This window comes from Pseudomonas sp. LBUM1657 (genome assembly GCF_059716075.1).
Genome location: NZ_CP166799.1, coordinates 2,947,796 through 2,963,890, shown reverse-complemented (window position 1 = coordinate 2,963,890; position 16,095 = coordinate 2,947,796). Strand labels below are relative to the sequence as shown.

The window sequence follows — 16,095 nt, the reverse complement described above, 5'->3', positions numbered from 1 at the left end:
CATCCTCTGACACTCAGCCAAGCAGAAATTCCCCGGGGCTGGCAGAATCGCCCTTTGTTCGTCTTCACAACGCTCGCCGAGCCAGGATTTTCCCATGCAAATGACCACCCCCCTCTTGATCGTCAACCCGTGCGACGACGAAGAAGACAACATGGCCATGCTCTGCTGCCACAGCGAACAGGGCGATATGTTCCTGATGACCCGCTACCCGGACGAGGACGAGCTGGAAATCACCCTCGACGGCGAACCGTCGACGCTGGACGGTGTGAAAGTCACGCTGAGCCCTACCCGCCTGCTGATCGAAATCGCCGCGGCGGACGCCGATGCACTCAATGGTGATGATTCGCTGGAAATCATTCACAGCACTGATGCGAGCGACCTGGCTGAAGTGGAAGAGACGTTGCGGAACATTCTTAAAGGGACCGGCACTTACGTCAGCGAGCTCTGAAGGTGTCTGAGCGGGCCCTTTCGCGAGCAAGCCCGCTCCCACATTGGATTGCATTCTTCTGAGTGAGCCCGGTCACCTGTGGGAGCGGGCTTGCTCGCGAAGAGGCCGGAAAGGACGACGCGAACCTTCGATCTGTACAAACTTCCAACAATATCGCCAATCAATTCCCGCACTTTGCGCAAAATGCCGTTAGTCGCCACCCCCCGCGATGGATTAAAGTAACGCCCCCAGCCCTGGCGTTATTCGAACGTCTTCGGTCACCCTTTCCAGGAACAGTCATCGATGGAACATCGTGAAGCGCTGCTAGCGCTGCGAACCTTTCTTTCAACGCAGATTCTCGGCCAGGAAAAACTCATCGAGCGCTTGCTCATCGCCTTGCTTGCCGATGGCCACATGCTCGTCGAGGGCGCTCCCGGTCTGGCCAAGACCAAGGCCATCAAAGAACTCGCCGAAGGCATCGAAGCACAGTTCCATCGCATCCAGTTCACCCCCGACCTGCTGCCCGCCGACATCACCGGCACGGAAATCTATCGCCCGGAAACCGGCAGTTTCGTGTTCCAGCAAGGCCCGATCTTCCACAACCTGGTGCTGGCGGACGAAATCAACCGCGCCCCGGCCAAGGTGCAGTCGGCTCTGCTCGAAGCCATGGGCGAGCGTCAGGTCAGCGTCGGGCGCAGCACTTACGAGTTGTCGCCGCTGTTTTTGGTGATGGCCACACAAAACCCCATCGAGCAGGAAGGCACGTACCCGTTGCCCGAAGCCCAGCTCGACCGCTTCCTGATGCACGTGAAAATCGGCTTCCCGGACGCCGCTGTCGAACGCCGCATCCTGCAACAGGCCCGTGGCGAAGCCCTGAACGGCGAAACCAAACCGGAACGCCGGGTCAGCCAGCAAGCAATCTTCGCCGCGCGCAAGGAAATCCTTGGTCTGTACATGGCCGACGCCGTGGAGGAATACCTGGTGCAACTGGTCATGGCCACGCGCACCCCGGCCAAGTTCGACCCGGAGATGGCCGAGTGGATCGCTTATGGCGCCAGCCCTCGCGGTTCGATTGCCCTGGACCGTTGTGCCCGCGCCCACGCCTGGCTGGCCGGCCGCGACTTCGTCAGCCCGGAAGATATCCAGGCCGTGCTGTTCGACGTGTTGCGCCATCGCATCATTCTTTCCTTTGAAGCCGAAGCCGCTGGCATCGACCAGGACCGGGTGGTCCAGCGGATTCTCGACGTCGTAGCCGTCGCTTGACCCCGATGAACGCCATCCTGCCGCCCGAGCCGGGCATCCGCGTCAGCCTCGCCGAGCTGATCGAGATGCGCCATCGCGTGCGTGAAGTGCAATTGTTCTCTACGCCGAGCCAGCGCAGCCCGCTGATCGGCCTGCACCATTCCAAGCTGCGCGGCCGTGGCGTGGATTTCGATCAGGTGCGGGTGTATCAGGCCGGTGACGACGTGCGAAGCATCGACTGGCGCGTCACCGCCCGCACCCAGGAACCCCACACCAAACTGTTCCACGAAGAACGCGAGCGGCCGATTTTCATCATGGTCGAGCAAAGCCGTCGGCTGTTTTTCGGTTCCGGGCTGATGTTCAAGTCGGTGCTAGCCGCCCAGGCCGCGAGCCTGATCGGCTGGGCGGCGCTCGGCCATAACGATCGGGTCGGCGGGCTGGTGTTCGGCGACAACGAGCACTACGAGATCAAGCCGCGACGCAGTAAACAGAGCCTTCTGCAATTGCTCAACCGGCTGGTGCGGGTCAATCAGTCGCTGCACACCGAAAACGAGGCGGACCGCGACGCCTTCAACATTGCCCTGCGCCGCGCCCGGGAAGTGCTGCGCCCTGGCAGCCTGGTGATCGTGATCTGCGACGAGCGCGCCTTGACCGAAGGTGCCGAACAACAGCTGAGCCTGTTGTCGCGCCATTGTGATCTGTTGCTGTTGCCAGTCTCCGACCCACTCGATCACGCCCTGCCCGCCGCTGGCCTGCTTCGATTTGCTGAACGCGGCGCGCAACTGGAACTGGACACGCTCAATTACGACTTGCGGCAAACCTACCGTGCCCTGGCTGACGCGCGCATCGCCCGCTGGGAATTGCTGGCGCAGAAACTGCGAGTATTGCTCATGCCCTTGAGCACCCAAAGTGAAATGGTCGAGCAGCTGCGCGAGTACCTGAACCCACAGAAGCCAGGGAAAGGTCGATGAGCAGCCTCGATCAACTGCAACCGCTGATTTCGCCGCCGCCGATCGAGTTTTGGCCACCGGCGCCGGGCTGGTGGTTATTGCTGTTGCTCTTGCCGCTGATCGGTTTCGGCCTGTGGCAGTTGCGGCGCTTCCTTCCGAGCAAACGTCCCATCGTCCGCGCCGAACAACCGCTGGACCCGGTGCGCATCGCCGCCCTCGCGGAATTGGCGCTGATGCCCAAACCCTACGACGGCGCCCCCGCGGGTGCCTGGCTGCAGCAACTCAATGGTTTGCTCAAGCGCCTGTGCCGCAACCACTACCCTTATAGCCAGAGCCATACGCTCAACGGGCGCAAATGGCTGGCGTTTCTCGACAACCGCTGCCCGGCGGCGGGCCTGACCCGCTGGATGGTGCTGGTCGAAGGCGCCTACAAACCCGAATGCAAGCTCGACGACAAGGCCATCGCCGGCCTGACCCAAGCTGTCGACACCTGGATTCGCAAACATGTTTGAGTTCGCCTGGCCGTGGATCTTCGCCCTGCTGCCGCTGCCCTGGCTGATGCGCCTGGTGCTGCCTGTTGCCGACAGCGGCGAGCCAGCGCTCAAGGTCAGCTTCCTCAGCGACCTCGAAGGCCTGGCACGGCGCCGCGCCCGGGCGAACCTGCCGGCCTGGCGCCAGCAAGCACCGTTCATGCTGCTGTGGCTGTTGTTGCTGATCGCCACCGCGCGCCCGCAATGGCTCGGCGAACCGTTGCCGATTGCCGCCAGTGGCCGGGATTTACTGGTGGCGGTTGACGTGTCGGGGTCCATGGATTTTCCCGACATGCAGTGGCAGGACGAAGAAATCAGTCGGCTTTCACTGGTCAAGCATTTGCTCGGTGATTTTCTCGAACATCGCGACGGTGATCGGGTCGGCCTGATCCTGTTCGGCAGCCAGGCGTACCTGCAAGCGCCGCTGACGTTTGATCGACACACCGTGCGCGTGTGGCTCGACGAAGCGCGGATCGGCATCGCCGGCAAGAACACCGCCATTGGCGATGCCATCGGCTTGGCCCTTAAACGTCTACGCATGCGTCCGGCCCAAAGCCGCGTGCTGATTCTGGTCACTGACGGCGCCAACAATGGTGGAGAAATCGCACCGCTCACGGCCGCTCGACTGGCCGCCATAGAAGGCGTGAAAATCTACCCCATCGGCATCGGCGCCGATCCGGAGCAAACCGGCACCCTGAGTTTTCTCGGCGTCAATCCAAGCCTGGATCTCGACGAGCCCTCCTTGCAGGCCATTGCCGAAGCTACGGGCGGCCAATACTTCCGCGCCCGCGACGCAAAAGAGCTGCAAACCATCAAGGACACCCTCGATCAACTGGAGCCCGTGACCCAGCAACCGACCCAGGCCCGCCCGGCTCAAGCGTTGTATCACTGGCCTTTGGCGATGGCGCTGCTGTTGAGCATGCTGCTGGTGATCCGCGAGCGCTGGCCGGATAACCCCTTGCAGCGTTTGTTTACCAAGGATCTGTTCTTGCAATCGCCATTACCCGATTGGCGCCAGCGGCTGAAACGCCTGCGCCTGCGGAGGCGTCGATGAGTGCGCTCTGGCCGTTCTTTTTTCGCCCCTGGTGGCTGCTGCTGTTGCCGTTGCTCGGCTGGCTGCTCTGGCAACTCTGGCATCGGCAGAAACGTGCCGGGCGTTGGCAGATGATTCTGCCGCCGGCCTTCCATCGGGCGTTGCTCAGTGGTGGCAGCGGTCGCGACAGCAAGCTGCCGTGGGTGGCCCTCGGTGTGGCCTGGGTGCTGACCATTCTGGCGCTGATCGGGCCGAGCTGGGAGCGTGTCGAGCAAACCAGCCAGAAACCCGCCGACCCGCTGGTGGTGGTCCTGGAGCTGACCCCGGAAATGCTCGCCACCGATGTGACGCCCAACCGGCTCGAACAAGCCCGGCGCAAGCTGTTCGACCTGCTGCAAAACCGCAGCGACGCCCAGACTGCAATCGTCGTTTACAGCGGCAGCGCTCACACCCTGGTGCCGCTGTCGGATGACCTCTCCACCAGTCGCAATCTGCTGGACGCGCTCAAACCGTCGCTGATGCCCGAAGCCGGCCATCGCGCCGATCTGGCGGTGACCAAGGCCCTTGCCCTGCTGGATCAGGGCGCTCTGGGCGACGGGCGGATCCTGCTGATCGGTTCGACGCTGACCGAACAGGAACGCCAAGGCATTCGCCAGGCACTGAACGGCAAATCGACGCAATTTCTGATGCTCGGCATTGGCACCGTCGAAGGGGCGCCGATCACTCAGGAGGACGGCAGTTTTCTCAAGGACGACCAAGGTGCAATTCTGGTGCCGCATCTGGACGAACCCGGCCTGAAAGCCTTTGCCAGCGACCTGGATGGGCGTTATCGCCATGCCCGCCTGGATGATACCGACCTGCGCGCCCTCGGCTTGCTCGATGGCCCGCGCAACTTGCGCAACGACGGTCAGACGCTGCGTCTGGACACGTGGGCCGATCAGGGTTACTGGCTGTTGTTGCCGCTGTTATTGCTGGCGGCCTGCGCCGGGCGTCGCGGCTGGCTGTTCTGCCTGCCGCTGTTGTTTTTGCTGCCGCAACCAAGCTATGCCTTCGATTTCGAAGATTTGTGGCTGCGACCCGATCAGCGGGGTTTGCATTTGCTCAAGCAGAAGCGCCCGGCCGAGGCCGCGCAGCATTTCGACAATCGACAATGGCAGGGTGTGGCGCTCTATGAAGCCGGCGACTACAGTGGCGCCGCCCAGCGGTTTGCCGAAGGCAACGACGCACACGCCCACTACAATCGAGGCAACGCCCTGGCCAAAAGCGGAGAGTTGGAAGCTGCGCTGGATGCTTACGAACAGGCGCTGGAACGGCAGCCGGATTTGCGCCCCGCGCTGACCAACAAGGCGTTGGTGGAAAATCTGATCAAGCAGAAAGCCACACCGCCCCCCGTTGAGCCGGACAAATCCGAAAACGGCGAAAACCAGGCCTCCACGCAAGAACCGCCACCCGGCGCCGCTTCTCAACCGTCAAACGACGGCGAGCCGAAAACCGACGCCCAGCAGGCTGCATCGGACACCGAACAGCCGCCCACGACGCCACCGAAACCTGGCAGCAATGAGGTCCCGGGCAGCGAGTTAGGGGATGAACAAAGCACCACGCCGCCCTTGCGCCAAGCCAGCGACAGCATCGATGGCGAACAGCGCCAGGCGCTGGAGCAGTGGCTACGCAAGATTCCGGATGATCCGGGTGAATTGCTCAGACGCAAATTCTGGTACGAACAGCAACAACATCAGAATCAGGAAAAAACTCGATGACCCGCTTCACCGCCTACTTGCTCGCGCTGCTGCCCGCCCTTTTGCTCGGCACCGTTCAGGTCCAGGCCGCGGGGCTGCTCGCCAGCGTGGATCGCAGCCGCCTGAACTCCGGCGAAACGGTCGAACTGACGCTGGAGTCCAGCGACGTGACGCAGTTCGGCAAGCCTGACCTGGCGGCGCTGGAGCCGTTGTTCGAAGTCCGCGGCACCCGGCAGGTCAACCAGCTGACCACTCTGAACGGCGACAGTCGCGCCACCACTCGCTGGATCATCACCCTGCTACCCCGACAGAACGGCAGCGTGGTGATCCCTCCCCTGCAACTGGGTGACGTGCAGAGCCAGCCAATCACTGTGCAAGTGGTCGAGAGCGAAAACCGCGACGACGCGAACACCGGCGCGGCGGTGTTCATCGATGCCAGCCTCGATCAAACCAGCGTCTACGTGCAGGCCCAGGCGATCCTGACCTTGCGCATCTACCATTCGGTTTCGCTGTACGACGACAGCAGCCTGCCGCCCTTGCAGATCCCCGACGTGCGCATCGAACAATTGGGCGAGGCACGCACCTACGAGAAGGACATCAATGGCCTGCGCCACGGTGTGATCGAGATGCGCTATGCGATCTACCCGCAGCAGAGTGGCGAACTGATGATCCCGGCGCAGATCTTCAACGCCGCGCTGGTAGACGCAAAACCGCCTCAGGAGGCCACCTCGCAAGTGCCGAAATCCGGCAGGCTGATGCGCGTCAGTTCCGCCGCGCTCCCACTGTCAGTCAAAGCCAAGCCGTCCAGCTACCCGGCCGACGTACCGTGGCTGCCGGCCCGCAGCCTCAGCCTGAGCGAAAGCTGGAATCCGGAACCCGATCACGCTCAGGTCGGCGATTCGCTGACCCGCAGCCTGATCATGAAGGCCGAAGGCCTGGCCAGCTCACAACTGCCGCCGCTGCCTGGCACCGACGTCAACGGCCTGCGGCGCTATCCGGATCAACCGGTATTGGGCAACCAGACCAGCGAGCGCGGCCTGGTCGGCAGTCGCGAAGACCGTGAAGCGCTGGTGCCCACGCGCAGCGGCGCAATCGAGTTGCCGGCGGTGGAAGTGGTCTGGTGGAACACCTTCGAGGACCATCTGGAACACAGCAGCCTGCCGGCTCGAACCCTGCAAGTGGCGAACAATCCGGGCCTGATGGTCGACACCCCGGCGGGCACACCACAGGTTATTTCCGGTGCCGACAGCGAAACCCTTTGGTGGTGGAAACTCAGCACCCTGATCCTGGCCTGCACCACCCTGCTAGGCTTCGGTCTCTGGTGGCGCGCCCGTTGGCAACCGGCAATCCTGCGTGTCGCGCAGGCAGGCCCGAGCCCGCGCACCGTGCTCGACGACCTCAAGCGCGCGTGCCAGGCGAATGATTCACACGCTACCCGCCAGGCCCTCGATGCCTGGGCCCGGCAACAACCGGAAACCCTGGCTGACATGGCCGCCCGCTTCGTACCGCTGTCCGACGCGCTGGATGGCTTGAACGGCGCGCTCTACAGTGAAACCGGCCAGCATTGGCAAGGTGAAGACCTGTGGCGGGCGATCAAGGCGATACCTATTGCCGAGCGGGTTCAGGACCCGGTGGGTGACAGCGGATTGCCGCCGCTCTACCCCAAATAATTCTCCGAGTCAGTCAAGCAACAGAACCTGTGGGAGCGGGCTTGCTCGCGAAGAGGCCGGTACATTCGGCGCATCTTCAGCGATTGAACCACCGCTTTCGCGAGTAAGCCCGCTGCCACCGTCAATCGAGTATTTCCGTAACTCGGGGCTGCCACAGTTTCGGCGCCTGACCACCTCGAACGCGTTTGCCAGTAAACTCACTTCCTTTTCGCCGCTATCAATTTCCTCGCGGCCATTACCTTATTTCCTACGGAGTTTGCCTTGCGTCTGTTTCACACCTCCGACTGGCACCTTGGGCAAAACCTGCACGGCCAGGAACGCGATTTCGAGCACGCCTGCTTTCTCGATTGGTTGCTGCGTCAGCTGAAGCTGGACCAGCCCGATGTGCTGCTGGTCGCCGGCGATATCTTCGACACGGTGAACCCGCCGGTCAAAGCCCAGGAACGCCTCTACGATTTCATCGTCAGCGCCCATGAACAGCAGCCATTGCTGACCATCGTGATGATTGCCGGCAACCACGACTCCGGTTCGCGCATCGAACTGCCCGCGCCGTTGATGCGCCGACTGCGCACCCATGCGTTGGGCCGGGTGCTGTGGCTCGATGATGGCCAACTGGACGCCGACCGTCTGTTGCTGCCGTTGCCGGATGCAAGCGGCGACATTGCCGGCTGGTGCCTGGCGCTGCCGTTCCTGCGGCCAGCGGAAGTGACCGGTGCGCATTTGGGCGACAACTACCTGCGCGGTATCGGTCAGGTTCACGAATGGCTGATCGAAGCCGCCAACGCCAAGCGCAAGCCCGGCCAGGCGCTGATCGCCATCAGCCACGCGCACATGGCCGGCGGTTCGGTGTCCGAAGACTCCGAGCGCAGCCTGATCATCGGCAACGCTGAGGCCCTGCCTGCCAGCCTGTTCGGGCCGAGCATCAGCTATGTGGCCCTCGGTCATTTGCACAAGCCGCAGAAGGTCAACGGTGAGGAACGCATCCGCTACAGCGGCTCGCCGATTCCGTTGTCGTTCTCGGAAATCGGCTATCAACATCAGGTTCTCGACATCACACTCGATGGCGAAACCCTGGTCAGCGTCGAACCGAAGCTGATTCCCCGCGCCGTCAACCTGCAACGCATCGGCCCGGCGCCGCTGGCGGAAATCCTCTTGCAATTGGCGGACCTGCCAAACATCGATCTGCTCGCCGACCTTCAACGCCAACCCTGGCTGGAAGTCCGGGTGCGCCTCGACGAGCCGCAGCCCGACTTGCGTCACCAGGTGGAAACTGCCCTGCAAGGCAAGGCCGTGCGGCTGGTGCGAATCGCCGCCGAATACGCTGGCAATGGCAGTCGCGAGGGCGGCGATGACGGCATCACGCTGATCGAACTGGATCAGCTTACGCCCCAGGAACTGTTCAGCCGCGCCTGGCAGGACAGTTACGGCAGCGAGGTCGATGAGCAAACCCTCAAGGACTTTGCCGAGCTGTTGCAGGATGTGCAGATGGAGAGCGAACAACCATGAAGATCCTCGCGATCCGCCTGAAAAACCTCGCCTCATTGGCCGGGCCATTTGAAATCGACTTCACTGCCGAACCGCTGGCCAGCGCCGGCTTGTTCGCCATCACCGGGCCGACCGGCGCCGGTAAAAGCACCTTGCTCGACGCCCTTTGCCTGGCGTTGTTCGGCGCCGTGCCGCGGCTGAGCAATGCTCAGGTCTCGGCCAAAGCGCCGGACGCCGACGGTGAAATCGGCACGGGCGACCCCCGCACGCTGCTGCGTCGCGGCACAGGTGAAGGGTACGCCGAAGTGGATTTCGTGGGCATCGACGGCCGTCGCTACCGCGCTCGCTGGGAAGCCAATCGCGCCCGGGAGAAAGCCGGCGGCAAGCTGCAAGCCAGCCGTCAGAGTTTGCGCGACATCGATCAGGATCAACTGCTGGCCAGTCAGAAAGTCGATTTCAAAGTCCAGCTCGAATCCGTACTGGGCCTGAACTTCGAGCAGTTCACCCGCGCCGTGCTGCTTGCCCAGAGCGAATTCAGTGCCTTCCTCAAGGCCAACGACAACGAACGCAGCGAACTGCTGGAAAAACTCACGGACACGGCGCTCTACACCCGCCTCGGCCGCCGCGCTTTCGACAAGACCAAAGAAGCGCGCGAAGCTCACAAGCTGTTGCAGGATCAGGCCACCGGGGTCACGCCGCTGTCACCCGAAGCCAGGGCCGAACTGGATGAGCGCTTCAACGAGGCGCAGCAACAACTCAAGACCCAGCAGGCGCAGCTCAAGCAACTGGAGCTGCAACACACCTGGCTCAAGGATCTGCGTCAGTTGCAGGACGAGCAACAGAGCGCAACCGAACAACTTCACAGCGCGCAACAGCATTGGGACGGTCTGGCCGGCGAGCGTTTGAAGCTGACAAGGCTTGAGCACCTGGCACCGCAACGGCACCAGTTCGCCCGCAAGACTGAACTGACCGCCCGGCTCACTCCGCTGGCCGCGCAGATTCAGCAGCACATTCAGCAGCAACAAGAACTGCATGCGCGCCAGGCTCAACTCGAACACAGCGTCAACAGTGCCCACACTGCACTGACCGAAGCCCAGAGCCAACACGCCACCAGCGCACCGCTGTTGCGTCAGGCTTTTGAAGAGCAAAGCACCCTCGCCCGCCTCGTTAAAGAGGCCGGGCTCAGTGCCGACCTCAAGCAGCAAGCGGAACTGGCCTGCACCCAGGGTCAAAGCACGATTCAAGGTTTGCTCGACCAACAAAAGCAAGTTGCCGAGCGGTTGCAGCGGATTGCCGGTGAGCTTGAGCAGAGCACCCATCTGGCACCGTTGAGTGACGCCTGGAACGCCTACCGCGATCGCCTGCAACAACTGATGCTGGTCGGCAATCGCCTGAATAAAGGCCAGGCCGAACTGGCCGCACTGGAACACAGTGCCTCCAAAGCCGGCGAGGAACTGGCCGCACAAAAGCAGCAACTGGAAGTCCTTTACAAAGAAGCCGGCGCCGAACCCGAAGCGGTGGCCGAGCAGATCCAGATTCTCGGCAGCCTGTTGCAAGACAACCGCAAGCAACTGCGGGCCTTCGAAGAGTTGACGCGGCTGTGGGCCAGTCAGCAGGACCTGGACAAACGCGCCGCCGAACTCCAGCAGCGTCAACTGGCGGCCCAGCAAGAGCGCGACCGCCTGACCCAGGACGGTGTGAAAACCAGGAACGAACTGACCGTCGCCGAACAGACCCTGACCGTCACCCGCGAGTTACTGGAGCGTCAGCGCCTGGCTCGCAGCGCCAGTGTCGAAGAACTGCGCGAGCAATTGCAGGACGATCAACCGTGCCCGGTCTGTGGCAGCCCGGATCATCCCTATCATCAGCCCGAAGCGCTGCTGCAAAGCCTCGGTCGGCATGATGAAAGCGAACAGGCCAACGCCCAGAAAGCCGTTGATCTGCTCAAGGAAAAACTCACCGACCTGCGGGCTGAAGTCGGTGGCTTGATTGCCCAGCAAAAAGAACTCCTGCAACAGCAGGAACAACTGGCCATGCAGCAACAGGGCCTGACGCCAAGCCTCGATGCGCACCCGCTGTCGGTGCAGTTGCTGGCCCAGGACGCGACCAAACGCGATGCCTGGCTGACGCAACAAAACAGCCAGTTGAACCAGAGCATCGCCCAGGACGAACAACGGCAAACCGCCCTGCTCACCCTGCAACAGGACGCTGCGCGGCTTGCCCAGCAACTGCGCAGCGCCGAAGCGGCGAGTCAGCAAGCGACCCAGCATCTGGCCAACCAGCAACGTGAATTGAGCAGTGATCGCCAGCGCCTGGACGAAGAGTTGACGGCGTTCAGCACCCTGCTCCCGGCCGACACGCTGCAAGCGTTGCGCCACGAACCCGCCGCCACCTTCATGCAACTCGACCGGCAAATCGCCCAGCGTCTGGAGCAACTCGACCAGCAGCGCGATGAACTCAGCGAACAGCAACAACGTCAGCAAACGCTGGAAAAAGAGCAAGACCGCCAGCAGACGCGCGCCCAGCAGCTGCAAACCGCCCAGCAGCAGTTCACCGCCCTTGCCGAGCAGCAACACGCTTGCCAGCAGAAACTGACGCAATTGCTTGGTGTACACAGCAGCGCCGAGCAGTGGCAGCAGCAACTGGATCAAGCCGTCGAACAGGCGCGCAATGCCGAGGCGACGGCCAATCAGGAACTGCAAACGGTCCGCACACGATTGGTGCAACTGGCGGCAGAATTGAAGGCGCAGCAAGAACGCTCACAAGCGCTGGAAGCCGAAGATCGCGAGTTGAGCAGCAAGATCGCCGACTGGCGTGCGTTGCATCCAGAGCTGGACGACGGTGGCCTGGAGGAATTGCTGAGTGTCGACGACCAACAGGTCAGCGCACTGCGTCAGCAATGGCAGCAAAGCGAAAAAGCCATCGAACAGGCCAAGGTTTTGCTGCAGGAGCGGGATCAGCGCTTGGTTAATCATCAGGCGCAGCACAACGGCAATCTCGACGCCGAGCAACTGGCTACGGCACTGGCCGAGCTGCAAACCCTGTTCAACGCCAGCGAACACCGCTGCGCTGAGCTGCGTGCCGAACAAGCCGAGGATCAGCGTCGACAAAATGCCAACCAGGCTTTGGCGCAGCAGATCGCCGACGCCTACACCGAGTACCAGCGCTGGGCGCGCTTGAATGCGTTGATCGGCTCGGCCACCGGCGACACCTTCCGCAAGATCGCCCAGGCCTACAACCTCGATTTGCTGGTGCACCACGCCAACGTCCAGTTGCGGCAACTGGTACGGCGCTATCGCTTGAAACGTGGCGGCAGCATGCTGGGGTTGCTGGTGATGGACACCGAGATGGGCGACGAACTGCGTTCGGTGCACTCGCTGTCCGGCGGCGAGACGTTCCTGGTGTCGCTGGCCCTGGCGCTCGGCCTGGCATCGATGGCTTCGAGTACGCTGAAAATTGAATCGCTGTTCATCGACGAAGGCTTCGGCAGTCTCGATCCGGAATCCCTGCAACTGGCCATGGACGCGCTTGACGGCTTGCAGGCCCAGGGTCGCAAGGTCGCGGTGATTTCCCATGTTCAGGAAATGCACGAACGGATTCCGGTGCAGATTCAGGTCCGCCGTCAGGGCAACGGTCTGAGTACTCTGGAGGTGAAATGACCACGCTGTATTCCTTCCGTCGCTGCCCGTACGCCATGCGGGCACGCATGGCCTTGCGCTATTCAAGCGTGGCGGTGCAGATCGTCGAAGTCAGCCTGAAGGCCAAGCCTGCCGAGATGCTCGCGCTGTCGAGCAAAGGCACGGTGCCGGTGCTGAGCGTCGAGGGTCAGGTGATCGATGAAAGCCTGGCGATCATGCGCTGGGCCCTGGCGCAGAACGATCCGCAGGATTGGCTGCTGAAGGATGATCCGGTTGGGCAACAACGCATCGCTGAACTGATCGAAGAGAACGATCAGGTGTTCAAGGTGCATCTGAATCACTACAAATACGCCGAGCGTTATCCCGAGCAGCCGATGGCGTTTTACCGCGCCGAGGGCGAGGTGTTTTTGCGCAAGCTCGATGAGTTGCTGGAGGGGCGGGACTATTTGCTCGCCGAGCATCCAAGCCTGGCGGATGTGGCGCTGATGCCGTTCGTGCGGCAGTTTGCCCATGTGGATCGCGAGTGGTTCGGACAGACGCCTTTTCTGCGGTTGCAAGCCTGGTTGCAGCGGTTTCTGGCGTCGGAGCTATTTACCGGCGTGATGCAAAAATAACCGCGTTCTGTAGGAGCGAGGCTCAGGCCAACACCGCACACATCCCCAACGCCGAGCAATCCACGTGAAATGGCCCGAAGAATTCAACCGAGGTTCTCAACGGCGGATTGCCGGCCAGCAGGGCCAAGGCCTTGGCGGTATCAATGTTGCGAGCGATGTTGTGATTTGCCTCGATGGCCCGGGCCACCGATCCCGCCGAGCCCTGCCCGATCCCCAACAAGGAGGCTCCGTTGGTCATGAACGCCAGGAAGGCGATGACCCAAAGTCTACGACCTTTCATGCTCCGCCGACTCCTGCGAGATCAGCCTGATCGACCATCGCCTGTTGCGCGCGGTGTTCAAACTGGATACCAGGATGTGCGACTTGAATCGGTGTTTCGTAGGTTTGTTGCGACTGCGGCGAAAGGCTCACAACCAGCACCAGGGCCAGGTAAAGACCGATCGCCACGTAGGCGCCGCGTTTGGCAGAAGTGAGGATTGTGCTGGCCATGATGTTCTCCGTAGGCATGTTTCGATGCCCACAGAATCGATCAAAGAAGCGGGGATAACCACTCAGGCTTATCCATAGTAACCATCAGCTTCGTTGATCATTAAGCCAGTCTATTTCAGCCTTTGATAAAACTAATCAAGCGTTCGTGAGCGACATCCGGCTCACCGGGAATGGGCGGTGCAGCCGATAGAATCGGGGTCGAATAGAGAAACAGAAGAGCCACGGCCAGACGCATCGCCATGCTGTCGATCCTTTTTATTAGAGAAGGAGTCAATACATCAGCGGCAAATCTAAACTCATGGCCATGTGATATCAAGCACTACCTTGATAGCAATATGATGCTGTCGGAAATGCGTTATGCAGGAGCGACATCACTCATGCTTTCCAAAGCTCTTCAGCTCGATTCGCGCAAGTGACTTCGCTCCTGCATAAAGGGTGCAGGGCTTGAATTTCAGTGTTGGCTTTTGTGATCCAGAGCCGCGTAGAAGTTGGCGCTCTGTTGCAGGTATTTTTGGGTGTAGCTCTGGTTGTGGGATTTTTTCTCGCTGATTTCAACGTTGGCGCTGGCAGGCAGTGCAACGGTGGCCGAGATAGCAGATGCGGCGATGACGGAGAAGAGATTGAAGTTCATGCAGGTGTTCCTCGAAGTCAGTTGGCTTGCTTGCCCGGTGGGGCCGTGGAGCAAACTTAACCTTCGAGGTTGACGCCTTGAAATCTTTTGTAGCAGTAGCAGATATCAGCGTCATTAATAGAAGGATGCAGGCCCCATCAACCGGGGCCTGCGGCCTATTGACGCACCAGGAACTTGAGATCGCTCGGGGCTTCCATCGGCAATTTCTGCACGGTTTTACCCAGCAGACCACTCTTGGTATCGCGCTCGACGACGACAATCTGGTTGCTCTTCTGGGCGGCGATCAACAAGAACTTGCCACTCGGGTCGAGACTGAACTCCCGGGGGTGGTCACCCTCCACCGCGCGACGCTGCAGCTCCTTGAGGTGGCCGGTCGCAGGGTCGATGGCGAACACCAGCAACTGATTGGCCGTGCCACGGTTGCTGACGTAGAGGAACTTGCCATCGGCTGAGGCGTGAAGCGCAGCGGCCGCCTTGTCCGAAGCGGGCTGGCCCGCCGCCAGGTCGACCATCTGCGTTTGCGTAAGCTTGCCGTCCTTGTAATCGAACACGGCGACCTGCGCGCTCATTTCCATGGTCAACCAGGCGTGCTTGCTATCGGCGCTGAACAGCAGATGCCGTGGTCCGCTGCCGGGTGGCAACTGAACGGATGCGGGGGTGGCTGCGGTCAACGGCAGGTCCGGGTTGGCCTTGGGATCGAAGCGATAGACAAAGATCTTGTCAGAGCCCAGGTCATTGGAAAACACGTACTGGCCGTCTGGGGACGAGACCGTCGAATGCACATGCGCCGACATCTGCCGCTCGGGATTGACCCGGCTGGACGGATGGCTGCTCATTTGCACCACGGGTTTAAGCATGCCGTCGGCGCCCACGGGCAATACCGCCAGGGTTCCACCCGGATCTTCCGCCACCGAATAGTTGCTGACGAACACGTGGCTGGCATCGGCGCTGAAGCTTGAATGCGTCGGTTCGTTGCCCAGGCTCTGCACCTGATTGATCAGGCTCAGCGCATGGGTTTTGGGATCGACCGCATAACTGCTGACACGCCCGACCGGATCAGCCTGGCCCGGGCCGTTTTCGTTGACTGCGAACAGGTGCTGCTGATCCTTGGACAGGGTCAGCCAGGACGGGTTTTCGCTCTTGATCACTTGCAGCGGCTTCGCGTCGATCTGCCCGGTTGTGGCATCGAAGTTCAGGCGATAAATCCCCTGGCTCGGGCCAGCGGTATACGAACCGACCAGCAACTGATAGTCGTCGGCCGACGCGACCTGAAAACCCATCGCGCCGACGCTGCCGGCGATCAACAGTGGCCAGAGATTACGCATCCTCATTCGCTTCTTCCTCGTCGTCATCACCGCGAAACGCGGTCATGCACACCAACCGGTGCTCACCGGAACTGCCGGTGAGCAGCCAGCTTTGCAGGGTTGGATCGAAGGTCGCAGCCTCGACTTCGGCCGGGGTGAACTCCCAGTGCTTGGACGCACGGCCGTCTATGCATTCGATGTGCAGATTATCGTCTTCATCGAGGGAGAATTCGAAGGCGTGCAGCCCGTCGATTTCCACCATATCGCAGTGTTCGAGGGTGGCGAGCAAGGTGTCGGTTACAGCAGTCATGGCAGTCAATCTTTGAATGGGAAAGACGCAATGATA

At 61.4% G+C, this 16,095-nt stretch carries 16 protein-coding genes; 10 read left to right on the top strand and 6 right to left on the bottom strand.

The window, feature by feature from the left end:
* Window positions 1–94: 94 nt before the first annotated feature.
* The 10 genes from ACA055_RS13700 to ACA055_RS13655 all read left to right on the top strand — a co-directional run bounded on the left by ACA055_RS13700 (window position 95) and on the right by ACA055_RS13655 (window position 13,325).
* Window positions 95–448 carry a hypothetical protein gene (locus tag ACA055_RS13700; RefSeq protein ID WP_497684120.1) on the top strand — a complete coding sequence of 118 codons (354 nt, stop codon included), beginning with the start codon at window positions 95–97 and terminating at the stop codon, window positions 446–448.
* Between the two features lie 282 nt (window positions 449–730).
* On the top strand, window positions 731–1,690 hold the full coding sequence (locus tag ACA055_RS13695) for an AAA family ATPase (protein ID WP_008150800.1): 960 nt from the start codon (window positions 731–733) through the stop codon (window positions 1,688–1,690).
* Between the two features lie 5 nt (window positions 1,691–1,695).
* Window positions 1,696–2,640 carry a DUF58 domain-containing protein gene (locus tag ACA055_RS13690; protein ID WP_497684119.1) on the top strand — a complete coding sequence of 315 codons (945 nt, stop codon included), beginning with the start codon at window positions 1,696–1,698 and terminating at the stop codon, window positions 2,638–2,640.
* Window positions 2,637–3,131: a DUF4381 domain-containing protein gene (locus ACA055_RS13685; protein ID WP_497684118.1), complete on the top strand. Its 495-nt coding sequence runs from the start codon at window positions 2,637–2,639 to the stop codon at window positions 3,129–3,131. Before ACA055_RS13690 ends, ACA055_RS13685 begins: the two co-directional genes overlap by 4 nt.
* On the top strand, window positions 3,124–4,203 hold the full coding sequence (locus ACA055_RS13680) for a vWA domain-containing protein (RefSeq protein WP_497684117.1): 1,080 nt from the start codon (window positions 3,124–3,126) through the stop codon (window positions 4,201–4,203). The genes ACA055_RS13685 and ACA055_RS13680 overlap by 8 nt, the downstream gene beginning before the upstream one ends.
* On the top strand, window positions 4,200–5,939 hold the full coding sequence (locus ACA055_RS13675; protein WP_497684116.1) for a vWA domain-containing protein: 1,740 nt from the start codon (window positions 4,200–4,202) through the stop codon (window positions 5,937–5,939). The genes ACA055_RS13680 and ACA055_RS13675 overlap by 4 nt, the downstream gene beginning before the upstream one ends.
* A complete protein-coding gene (locus ACA055_RS13670) occupies window positions 5,936–7,588 on the top strand; it encodes a BatD family protein (protein ID WP_497684115.1) in 1,653 nt (550 codons plus the stop codon). Before ACA055_RS13675 ends, ACA055_RS13670 begins: the two co-directional genes overlap by 4 nt.
* Window positions 7,589–7,849: 261 nt before the next feature.
* Window positions 7,850–9,094, top strand: a complete 1,245-nt coding sequence (locus ACA055_RS13665; protein WP_497684114.1) for an exonuclease SbcCD subunit D C-terminal domain-containing protein — start codon at window positions 7,850–7,852, stop codon at window positions 9,092–9,094.
* The gene (locus ACA055_RS13660) at window positions 9,091–12,732 is read left to right on the top strand and encodes an AAA family ATPase (RefSeq protein ID WP_497684113.1); all 3,642 of its coding nucleotides are present in this window, start codon (window positions 9,091–9,093) and stop codon (window positions 12,730–12,732) included. The genes ACA055_RS13665 and ACA055_RS13660 overlap by 4 nt, the downstream gene beginning before the upstream one ends.
* Window positions 12,729–13,325, top strand: a complete 597-nt coding sequence (locus ACA055_RS13655) for a glutathione S-transferase (RefSeq protein WP_497684112.1) — start codon at window positions 12,729–12,731, stop codon at window positions 13,323–13,325. The genes ACA055_RS13660 and ACA055_RS13655 overlap by 4 nt, the downstream gene beginning before the upstream one ends.
* A 22-nt stretch (window positions 13,326–13,347) precedes the next feature.
* Here ACA055_RS13655 and ACA055_RS13650 read toward each other — a convergent pair whose 3' ends face one another.
* The 6 genes from ACA055_RS13650 to ACA055_RS13625 all read right to left on the bottom strand — a co-directional run bounded on the left by ACA055_RS13650 (window position 13,348) and on the right by ACA055_RS13625 (window position 16,059).
* Window positions 13,348–13,605 carry a hypothetical protein gene (locus ACA055_RS13650; RefSeq protein WP_497684111.1) on the bottom strand — a complete coding sequence of 86 codons (258 nt, stop codon included), beginning with the start codon at window positions 13,603–13,605 and terminating at the stop codon, window positions 13,348–13,350.
* On the bottom strand, window positions 13,602–13,814 hold the full coding sequence (locus tag ACA055_RS13645) for a hypothetical protein (protein ID WP_497684110.1): 213 nt from the start codon (window positions 13,812–13,814) through the stop codon (window positions 13,602–13,604). Before ACA055_RS13645 ends, ACA055_RS13650 begins: the two co-directional genes overlap by 4 nt.
* A 115-nt stretch (window positions 13,815–13,929) precedes the next feature.
* Entirely contained in the window at window positions 13,930–14,055 is a 126-nt protein-coding gene (locus ACA055_RS13640; RefSeq protein ID WP_497684109.1) for a hypothetical protein, read from the bottom strand.
* Between the two features lie 210 nt (window positions 14,056–14,265).
* Window positions 14,266–14,445, bottom strand: a complete 180-nt coding sequence (locus tag ACA055_RS13635; RefSeq protein ID WP_497684108.1) for a hypothetical protein — start codon at window positions 14,443–14,445, stop codon at window positions 14,266–14,268.
* 155 nt (window positions 14,446–14,600) lie between these two features.
* Complete coding sequence (locus ACA055_RS13630; protein ID WP_497684408.1) at window positions 14,601–15,770, bottom strand: lactonase family protein; 1,170 nt, start codon at window positions 15,768–15,770, stop codon at window positions 14,601–14,603.
* Entirely contained in the window at window positions 15,763–16,059 is a 297-nt protein-coding gene (locus ACA055_RS13625; RefSeq protein WP_497684107.1) for a DUF5629 family protein, read from the bottom strand. Before ACA055_RS13625 ends, ACA055_RS13630 begins: the two co-directional genes overlap by 8 nt.
* Window positions 16,060–16,095 lie beyond the last annotated feature (36 nt).

What these genes read in the sequence shown, in the direction of transcription:
- ACA055_RS13700 (WP_497684120.1), top strand. Translation starts at nt 95, where the DNA reads ATGCAAATGACCACCCCCCTCTTGATCGTCAACCCGTGCGACGACGAA.
- ACA055_RS13695 (WP_008150800.1), top strand. Translation starts at nt 731, where the DNA reads ATGGAACATCGTGAAGCGCTGCTAGCGCTGCGAACCTTTCTTTCAACG.
- ACA055_RS13690 (WP_497684119.1), top strand. Translation starts at nt 1,696, where the DNA reads ATGAACGCCATCCTGCCGCCCGAGCCGGGCATCCGCGTCAGCCTCGCC.
- ACA055_RS13685 (WP_497684118.1), top strand. Translation starts at nt 2,637, where the DNA reads ATGAGCAGCCTCGATCAACTGCAACCGCTGATTTCGCCGCCGCCGATC.
- ACA055_RS13680 (WP_497684117.1), top strand. Translation starts at nt 3,124, where the DNA reads ATGTTTGAGTTCGCCTGGCCGTGGATCTTCGCCCTGCTGCCGCTGCCC.
- ACA055_RS13675 (WP_497684116.1), top strand. Translation starts at nt 4,200, where the DNA reads ATGAGTGCGCTCTGGCCGTTCTTTTTTCGCCCCTGGTGGCTGCTGCTG.
- ACA055_RS13670 (WP_497684115.1), top strand. Translation starts at nt 5,936, where the DNA reads ATGACCCGCTTCACCGCCTACTTGCTCGCGCTGCTGCCCGCCCTTTTG.
- ACA055_RS13660 (WP_497684113.1), top strand. Translation starts at nt 9,091, where the DNA reads ATGAAGATCCTCGCGATCCGCCTGAAAAACCTCGCCTCATTGGCCGGG.
- ACA055_RS13655 (WP_497684112.1), top strand. Translation starts at nt 12,729, where the DNA reads ATGACCACGCTGTATTCCTTCCGTCGCTGCCCGTACGCCATGCGGGCA.
- ACA055_RS13650 (WP_497684111.1), bottom strand. Translation starts at nt 13,605, where the DNA reads ATGAAAGGTCGTAGACTTTGGGTCATCGCCTTCCTGGCGTTCATGACC.
- ACA055_RS13645 (WP_497684110.1), bottom strand. Translation starts at nt 13,814, where the DNA reads ATGGCCAGCACAATCCTCACTTCTGCCAAACGCGGCGCCTACGTGGCG.
- ACA055_RS13640 (WP_497684109.1), bottom strand. Translation starts at nt 14,055, where the DNA reads ATGGCGATGCGTCTGGCCGTGGCTCTTCTGTTTCTCTATTCGACCCCG.
- ACA055_RS13635 (WP_497684108.1), bottom strand. Translation starts at nt 14,445, where the DNA reads ATGAACTTCAATCTCTTCTCCGTCATCGCCGCATCTGCTATCTCGGCC.
- ACA055_RS13630 (WP_497684408.1), bottom strand. Translation starts at nt 15,770, where the DNA reads ATGCGTAATCTCTGGCCACTGTTGATCGCCGGCAGCGTCGGCGCGATG.
- ACA055_RS13625 (WP_497684107.1), bottom strand. Translation starts at nt 16,059, where the DNA reads ATGACTGCTGTAACCGACACCTTGCTCGCCACCCTCGAACACTGCGAT.